This window comes from Streptomyces sp. NPDC059850 (genome assembly GCF_042731515.1).
In the GTDB taxonomy this organism is placed as follows: Bacteria; Actinomycetota; Actinomycetes; order Streptomycetales; family Streptomycetaceae; genus Streptomyces.
In genome coordinates this window covers 185678-193808 of record NZ_JBHWJI010000014.1, presented here as the reverse complement: position 1 = coordinate 193808, position 8131 = coordinate 185678, and the positions used below count along the sequence as shown (strand labels likewise).

7 protein-coding genes are annotated in these 8131 nt (G+C 68.6%); 5 read left to right on the top strand and 2 right to left on the bottom strand.

The annotated features are described in order from the left end of the window. Positions 1-38: 38 nt before the first annotated feature. Both ACFV9T_RS14520 and ACFV9T_RS14515 read right to left on the bottom strand, forming a co-directional pair. Entirely contained in the window at positions 39-1574 is a 1536-nt protein-coding gene (locus ACFV9T_RS14520; protein ID WP_385439915.1) for a DUF1996 domain-containing protein, read from the bottom strand. Positions 1575-1594: 20 nt separating this feature from the next. After that, positions 1595-2236: a DUF4142 domain-containing protein gene (locus ACFV9T_RS14515; RefSeq protein ID WP_385439913.1), complete on the bottom strand. Its 642-nt coding sequence runs from the start codon at positions 2234-2236 to the stop codon at positions 1595-1597. A gap of 736 nt (positions 2237-2972) precedes the next feature. Between ACFV9T_RS14515 and ACFV9T_RS14510 the strand changes: the two genes are divergently transcribed. From ACFV9T_RS14510 to ACFV9T_RS14490, 5 genes are all read left to right on the top strand, one after another. Then, positions 2973-3575: a hypothetical protein gene (locus ACFV9T_RS14510; RefSeq protein WP_385439912.1), complete on the top strand. Its 603-nt coding sequence runs from the start codon at positions 2973-2975 to the stop codon at positions 3573-3575. A 95-nt stretch (positions 3576-3670) separates the two neighbouring features. After that, the gene (locus ACFV9T_RS14505) at positions 3671-4756 is read left to right on the top strand and encodes a LacI family DNA-binding transcriptional regulator (protein ID WP_385439909.1); all 1086 of its coding nucleotides are present in this window, start codon (positions 3671-3673) and stop codon (positions 4754-4756) included. Between the two features lie 120 nt (positions 4757-4876). Next, entirely contained in the window at positions 4877-6184 is a 1308-nt protein-coding gene (locus ACFV9T_RS14500) for an ABC transporter substrate-binding protein (protein ID WP_385439906.1), read from the top strand. A gap of 61 nt (positions 6185-6245) precedes the next feature. Continuing rightward, positions 6246-7208 (top strand): carbohydrate ABC transporter permease, encoded by a 963-nt coding sequence (locus ACFV9T_RS14495; RefSeq protein ID WP_385439903.1) that lies wholly within the window; start codon positions 6246-6248, stop codon positions 7206-7208. Further along, positions 7205-8092 (top strand): carbohydrate ABC transporter permease, encoded by an 888-nt coding sequence (locus tag ACFV9T_RS14490; RefSeq protein ID WP_385439901.1) that lies wholly within the window; start codon positions 7205-7207, stop codon positions 8090-8092. Before ACFV9T_RS14495 ends, ACFV9T_RS14490 begins: the two co-directional genes overlap by 4 nt. Positions 8093-8131: the final 39 nt, after the last annotated feature.

Genomic DNA, 8131 nt, shown 5'->3' with positions numbered 1-8131 from the left:
GGCCTGGGGGCCGGCGCGCGCCTGGTGTTCGTCACCCATCAGGTGCACTGCTGGCCGTTGTTGATGCAGTCAACAGCCTTGCTCATCAGGTCATCCGGCATCACGTTGATGAAGTCATCGTGATCGGTGATGGGCTTGTGCAACTGCTCGGGGAAGCCGTCCACGGCGAACGGGGTGTCACCCGGGTTCTCGTAGCTGATGGTGTTCACCAGCTGCGGGATGGCCTTGAAGCCGTCCGGGCATGAACCGTCTTCGTTGGCGTTGGCCACGTGGTCACGGTGGTTGGCGCTGTCCGCGTTCTGGCCGTCCCAGCAGCCCTGGAAGTCGAAGACGCGCAGCAGGTCGCTGCCCTCGGGGCAGAGCGGGTACTTGTCCGTCAGCTGACGGTCCTCGAAGCCACTGCAGCTCCAGGCGGCGTTGGCGTTCGCATCACCGTTGGTGAAGGCCTTGGCGTCACCGGTGATGATCCGGAGAAACTTCGGCATCGCCTCGACCTTGCTCTGGGCGTTGCCCTTGAACTCGATCTTGGAGGCCTTGGGGGTCAGGATCGTGCCGACGTTGCCTTCCTGGCCACCGCCCAGCTCGTTGGCGTCCGCCTCGTCCTTGCCGTCCTGGAGACGGACCACGGGCCAGTAGTAGGTCGACTTGTCGCCGTTGGCGCAGGAGGTTCCGGCCTGCTCGAAGGTCTGGTTGTTGGCGAACGCGTCGTTGGCGTCGTTGCCCACGTAGTCGTGCATGTGGTGGGCGCCGTTGGTCACACCCGGGGCGACGATGACGTTGTCGCTGTTGCGCAGGCCCGCCTCGCCGACGCCGCACTCGGAGGTGAAGGTACCGGTCGAGCCGCCCTCCTGGGCCTGCGGCGCGTCCTGGACGTTCGGCTGCACCTGGGTGATGTCGACGAAGTCGTTCTGCGCCGGGCCGTTGCCCGCCTGGCCGCCGGCGTTGCCGGGCACCTCGTTGGCGCCCTCGCCACCGGCCTGCTCGCCGCCCTGGTCACCGCCCTGCTGCTGGTCGCCACCTTGCTGCTGGTCGCCACCTTGCTGCTGGTCACCGCCCTGCTGACCCTGCTGCTGGTCGCCCTGCTGGCCCTGCTGCTGACCGTCCTGCTGGCCCTGCTGGCCCGCCTGCTGCGCGACCGGCTGCATCTGGCACTCGGCCATGCCCTGCATCTGGTTCTGGCCGCCGCCCTGGCCCATCGCCTGGCTCATCTGATTGAGCGTCTGCTGGCGCTGGTCGTTGAGCTTGCTCAGCACGGCGTCGCCGGAAGCCTGGCCCTTGTTCATCTGCTGGTAGGCGGTGGCCACCTGGTTGTCCAGCTCTCCGAGGCCCTTGGCGACCTGGGCCTGGGAACCCTTCGGCACATCGCTCAGCTTCTGGCTCACGTCGGGGCAGCTGATCGTCCCGCCCGCTGATTTGGCTGATACGGCCCCATCTTGAGCGGAAGCGTTCTTGTCACCGCTGGCTGAGGCGTTGGCGGTAATGATCGCGGCCCCGCCGCCGCCCAGTGCCAGTGCGGCGACGATGGCGACCGTTTTGTTCTTGAACCGCCCGCGCTTGTGGGTCTGTTGCCTCATGAGATCACTTCACTTAGTCGTTAGAGGGCGTCGTAGTCGACAAGCCCGGTGTCCTCGAGGACCGTGATGTGGTCGAGAACGATGGTGTTGGCCCTGGTGGCCAGAGACCTGACCATGGAGTTCTTGCTCTGAGCCCGTACCTGCGCCACCAGATTGAACACCTTCCCGTGGGCACTGCGCAGGAATTGCGCGAACAAACGCTCGAATTCAGCGCTGCTCGGTGCCTGGGACATCTCGTTCAGCCAGCCCTGCTGCTGGTCGTTGGGCTGGGTGGGCAGGCTGACGCCCAGGGCCTGGGCGGTCTCGTTGGTACGGCGGTCGAGTTCGGTATGGCCGTCGATGAGGTGCTGGCCCGCGGTCTTGACGGCTGCTGTGGTGCCGCGCTCCTTGCCCATGCGTCCAGAGGGAAGTTCCCAGAGCCCGGCGAGTTTGACTTTGCGTACGAAGTCCCGGTCGGTCGGCGTGAGGGGTCCGTACTGCGTACTGACCGTTCCTCCGCCGTCGTCCGCGACGCCGTTGGGGAGTACCGCGGCGCTGCTCGAACTGAACAGGCTCACGGGGATGAGGATTGCCGCAAGCGTCACGGCGAGCGCACCAATGATGAGCCCGCTGCCCACAGTACGGCTGGATGCCTTGGATCTGCTCAGGATTGCTGATCGCACAGCGCCCTCCTTGCTTCGGAGTGACACCGGACGCTAGTGCCTGGTGTGGCACGGTCGTGGAGACCTCATCACTAGTGAATAAAGCCGGGACAGAGATCTCTTCTTGTTGCTACTCTCCGCGCCCGCGCGTTGGGGGCATCGGATTGCACCCGGATCGCGCCGAAATGGCCGGTAAATCCGTGCCGTTCAAAGTTTTTTTCCGCGGCGTTGAGTACAGCGCGGCGGCCGTACGTACGGCAGGGAGAACCCCTCGTCATCACCACGACAGGAAGGGCCCGAGCCGTGCGAGCGACCGCGATGAACCCGACGCCGGTGACCAGTGTTTCGCGGACCGTCCCGGGAAACCGTCCCGCGCGGACACCGCGGCCGCTGCCATCGGCCTGGGACCGGACCCCGGTGCGGCGGGAGCCCGCGCCCCACGAGCCCGCCGCGGAGGGGACGGGCGCCGCGGTGGTCCGGCTGCTCCCGGGCGGCCGGGGTCTGCCTCCGTACGGTGACGGCGAAGCGGGCCCTGCCCCGGGTTCTCTCCCCTCTCTGCGCCTCGTTTCCGGACCCAGTTCTGTCCCCTATATGGGGGCGAGCCGTTATAGGGGAGAGAACCGGGGCGGGCGGCCCCCCGGAGGACCTGACGCCGCGTAGTCCCGCGGTCTCCCTGACCTGCCGATACGGCCCACCCGTGGCGCAGGTAGCGTGGGCCGGGTCAGCCGGTCGTACAGGGCGCAGCAAGAGGTGGGACGTGGCCGCGGTGCGAGAGATGTTGTCGAAGCGGGTGGCCCAGGCGCGCCAGGAGTTGCCCGGCCACTACGCCCATCTCTTCGACGGGCGGGCCGAGGTGGACATCTGCGCCACCGAACTCCGCCCCGACCAGGCGGTCCAGCTGGCCACCGCGTACGGCTACCGCCACCAGCGCACCCGGGGCTCCAAGTCGCTCCGCTACCGCGTCTTCATACCGGACGAGGACGCCGGGGCGCGGCGCGAGGCGGTGCCGCCCGGCACCCCCTTCGAGGTGGCCGCCCGGCATCCGGCCTTCCACGGCCGCAGCGCCCGCGCCGCCCGGAACCATGCCGAGATGATCGAGCGGGAGCGCAACGTGGTCAGGCTGGTCCCGGCCATGGCGGTGGTGCCGTTCATCGCCATCTGGCTGGTGGTGCAGCTGATACTGACCGGCAAGCCCGTGCTGCTGGTGCCCGCCGTCTTCTTCGTCTTCCTGGAAGCGGCGCTGATCCTGATGGTCCGCTCCGGACGGCGCAAGCAACGCGTTCTGGAGGTGCAGGCCGAGTGGCTGATGCGCCGCTATCCCCCTGATGGCTTCCCCGACAACGCCCCGACCGGTGCGTGATGGCGCCGGTGTGCGGATGTCCCCGCTGCCACTGATCGAATGATCGCTACTATGGCGTTGTTCAGTGGATAACGAAAGCCGATCGGCGGTAGGACATGCGGGAGCCGGCGCGGAAGCGGCAGGCGCGGATCGCGGGCTTGGTGGAGTCCCGGGGGTCCGTGCGGATCACCGATCTCTCGGATGAGCTGGGGGTTTCCGTCGTCACCGTACGGCGGGACGTCGAGGAGCTGGCCCGCCGCGGCGAAGTGCGCCGCGGCCACGGGGTGGCGCGCTCGCTGCAGCCGATGGCCGAGGAGTCCACCGCCACCGGCGACACCGTCGGCATGGTCGTCCCGGAGCGCAACACCTATCTGACCGAGGCCGTGCAGGCGGCCCGGGAGGCCGCCGAGAAGGCCGGGCTGCGGCTCGCGCTGCACATCGCGGCCGACGAGTACGACGCCGAGCGCACCGCGGCGCGCTCGGCGCTGGAGGCCGGTGCGCGCGGACTGCTGCTCTCGCCGCACTGGCGCACGGCGGCCGAGGCGGCGCGGGACCACTCCTGGCTGCGCGCCCTGGACGTCCCTGTGGTGCTGCTGGAGCGCCGCCCCGAGCGCGGCAGCTCCCTCTACGGGCTGGACTGCGTGCGCTCGGACCACGCGTACGGGGTGCATCTGGCGCTCGGCCATCTGACCTCCCTCGGCCACCGGCGCATCGTGCTGGCCGCGCGCGACGACAGCCCGACGGCCCGGGTGATCCGGTCGGAGTTCGCCGCCCAGACGGGCGCCCGGGGGCTGGGCGAGGGCTGTACGGCCATCCTCAGCTCGCGCACCGCTGGCCCCGATCCGCGCGTCCCCGATCCGAGGGCGGTCGACCTGGCGGAGACGCTGCGCCGGACCGGGGCCACCGCGGCGCTCATCCACAGCGACATGGACGCGCTGGTGCTGATCCAGCGGCTGCGGGAGGCCGGGGTCGAGGTGCCGCGCGACTGTTCGGTGGTCGCGTACAACGACGTGGTGGCCGACATGGGCCAGATCGCGCTCACCGCCGTCGCCCCGCCCAAGGCGGAGGTCGGCCGGGCCGCCCTCGGGCTGCTGCTCCGGCAGCTCGACCACGCCCGGGAGGGCCGGTGGCCGGGCGCCGCGCGCCACCTGGAGCTGCTGCCCGGTCTGGTGATCAGGGATTCGACCACTCCCCTCTCCTGAGCGAGCCCGTCTGAGCGTTTGACCGCTTAGGTTTCTTCTGTTCGATGTATTGACGGTATTTCCGTCAAGCGATCAGGATTCCCCCTGACTCCACCGCTCCACCGCGCACAGGGGAGGACCATGCCCGGTCACAGACGAAAGACGGCACTGCTCACACTTCTCGCCCTCCTGCTGGCGGGCTGTTCCGGTGGCGGAGCGAACACCGCCAAGGACGGCCCCGTCCGCCTCACCTTCTGGTCCGCGCTGCGCGGCAGCCAGGAAGTGGTGGACGAGTTCAACCGCACCCACAAGGACATCAAGGTCGACTTCGCGCAGGTGCCCTCGGGGGAGCAGGGCGGCTGGGCCAAGCTCAGCAACGCCGCACGCGCGGGCAACGCCCCCGACGTCGCCACCATCGAATACCCCCAGCTGCCCGGCTTCACGATCGACGGGGTCCCCCGGGACATCAGCAAGCTGCTGCCCGACTCGGTGCGGAGCAAGATCCTGCCGCAGGCGCTGGACCTCACCACCTTCGACGGGCGCACCTACGCCGTACCGGTGGACATCGAGCCGATGGTGTTCCTGTACCGCAAGGACATCTTCACCAAGAACCACATCCCGGTCCCCAAGACCTGGGCGGAGTTCGAGAGTTCGGCCCGCAAGCTCAAGCAGGCCCAGCCCAAGTCCCGTATCGCCAGCCTCTTCACCACCGGCGGCACCCTCTACATGGCCGCGTACGCCTGGCAGGCCGGGGGCCAGTGGTACGACACCTCCGGCGACACCTGGCGCGTGTCCATGGACGACGCCCCCACCCGCAAGGTCGCGGACTACTGGCAGGGTCTGATGGACGACGACCTGGTGCGCGTGGAGCCCGGGTCCAGCCAGCAGTGGCGGGCCCATCTGCGCAGCGGTGAGACGGCCGGTTATCTGGCGGGCGCCTGGGCCGCGGGCTCGATGATGGCGTCCACCCCCGACGGCAAGGGCAAGTGGGCCATCGCGCCGGTGCCGCAGTGGGACGCGGCCAAGCCGAAGGTGAGCACCCAGGGCGGTTCGACCTTCATGGTCACGAAGGACAGCAACCATCCCAAGGAGGCCATGGAGTTCATCTCCTGGATGGTCACCAGCCCCGACGCCCTGCGCGCCAAGCTCTCCAGCGGTGTCAGCAGCGCCTTCCCGTCCGTGCCGAGTCTGCTCCCGGTGGCGCGTAAGGAGATGGACACCAGCTACTTCTCCGGGCAGGACATCTTCGGCCTCTTCGGTGAGCAGGCCAAGCTGATCTCGCCCACCTGGAAGTGGGGACCGCGGATGGTGTCGACGACCACCTCCGGTGACGACGGCCTCGCCAAGGCCGGTGTCGGCAGCGGCAGCGTCCTGGAGGCCCTGCGCGAGGCCCAGAGCAAGACGATGCCCGATCTGAAGAGCCTCGGCCTGTCGGTCACCGAGCGCTGAACCCCCCCTGTGACTCCGCGACGTCAGTGGCTTCCCCTTTCACCGTGAGCCGAGGTATCCCGTGAGTACCGTCATCTCCCCGAAACCGACGGCGCCGCCACCGGCGGCCGCCGCCGAACCACCCTCCAGAGCCGGACGGCGCCAGCAGCGGATCGCCGCCGCCGTCCTGCTGACCCCGTTCACGGCCCTGCTCGTCGCCGTGTTCCTGGTCCCCGTCGGCTACGCCATCTACCTCAGCTTCTTCGCCGAGGACCACGAAGGGCTCGGCTTCGGCGGCGGGCGTACCGTCTTCACCGGACTGCGCAGCTATCTCGCGGTGCTCCAGGACCCGAGCTTCCTCACCGGGTTCGGCACCATCGCCCTGTACTGCGTGATCTTCGTCCCCCTCGTGGTCCTCAGCGCGCTCGCGGTCGCCCTGCTGCTCGACTCGGGCCTGGTGCGGCTGCGGCGTACCGCGCAGATGCTGCTCTACTTGCCGCACGCCGTCCCCGGCATCATCGCGGCCATCCTCTGGCTGTACCTCTACACCCCCGGGCTCAGCCCGATCATCAAGCTCTTCGGCCAGGCCGACATCACCATCGACTTCCTCGGGCTGCACACCGTGCTCCCGTCGATCGTCAACATCGCCCTGTGGAGCGGCCTCGGCTACAACATGATCATCTTCTATGCGGCGCTCCAGGCGCTGCCGCGCGAGGTGCTCGAGGCCGCGACCATCGACGGAGCGGGCGGCATCCGCACCGCGCTCCAGGTCAAGGTGCCCATCATCCGGGGGTCCTTGGTGATGGTGTGCATGTTCTCCCTGATCGGCGCGTTGCAGCTGTTCACCGAGCCCATGCTGATGAACCAGGCCACCCCGATGGTCAACTCCCGCTTCACCCCCAACATGTACATCTATGACGCGGCCTTCCGCCGCAACAACTACGGACTCGCCTCCGCGGCCTCGGTCATCCTGCTCGTCGTCACCTGCGCCCTGTCGTACGCCGTGACGCGCTGGTCGGGCCGCCGGGAACGGAGCGCGCGATGACCACGACCACCCCGACCAGCCCCCTGCGCACTCCCAGATCCGGCGGCCGGTCCCGGCTGACCAGCCGCGGTGTGGCCAACGCCGTCGTCCTGATCGCGGCCCTCTACACCATGCTGCCCGCCCTGTGGCTGGTGCTGGCGTCCACCAAGAACGCCGACGCCCTCTTCGGCAGCGACATCCTCTCCTTCGGCGACTTCTCCCTCGCCAGCAATCTCTCCGACCTGTTCTCCATGGACGGCGGGCTGTACGGCGAGTGGTACGTCAACAGCCTGCTGTACGCGGTCGTCGGCGCCCTGACCGGTTCGCTGATCAGCGTCGCCGCGGGCTACGCGTTCGACAAGTACGAGTTCCGGCACAAGGAGAAGCTGTTCGCCCTCGTCCTCACGGGCGTCATGGTGCCGCCGACCGTCCTCGCCCTGCCGCTGTACCTGGTGGCCTCCGGCATCGGCATGGTGAACACCTTCTGGGCGGTCTTCATCCCCGTCCTCTTCAACCCCTTCGGCGTGTACCTGGCCCGCCTGCTCAGCAGCGGCTACGTACCGAACGAGGTGCTGGAGGCGTCCCGGGTCGACGGCGCGGGGGAGCTGCAGACCTATGTGCGGGTCAGCCTGCGCATGCTCGGCCCCGGCTTCGTGACCGTCTTCCTGTTCCAGCTCACGGCCATCTGGAACAACTTCTTCCTGCCCATGGTGATGCTGTCCGACCAGCACTTGTATCCGCTGAGCCTCGGCCTCTACACCTGGAACAGCTCCGCGACCGTCTCGCCCGAGTACTACCCGCTGGTCGTCATCGGCTCGCTGCTCGCCGTCGTACCGCTGATCGTGGCGTTCGTGATGCTGCAGCGCTACTGGAAGTCCGGACTGACCGCAGGGAGTGTCAAGTGATCGCACCGCAGCAACCCCCGCCGTCGCGGCCGCCGTCCG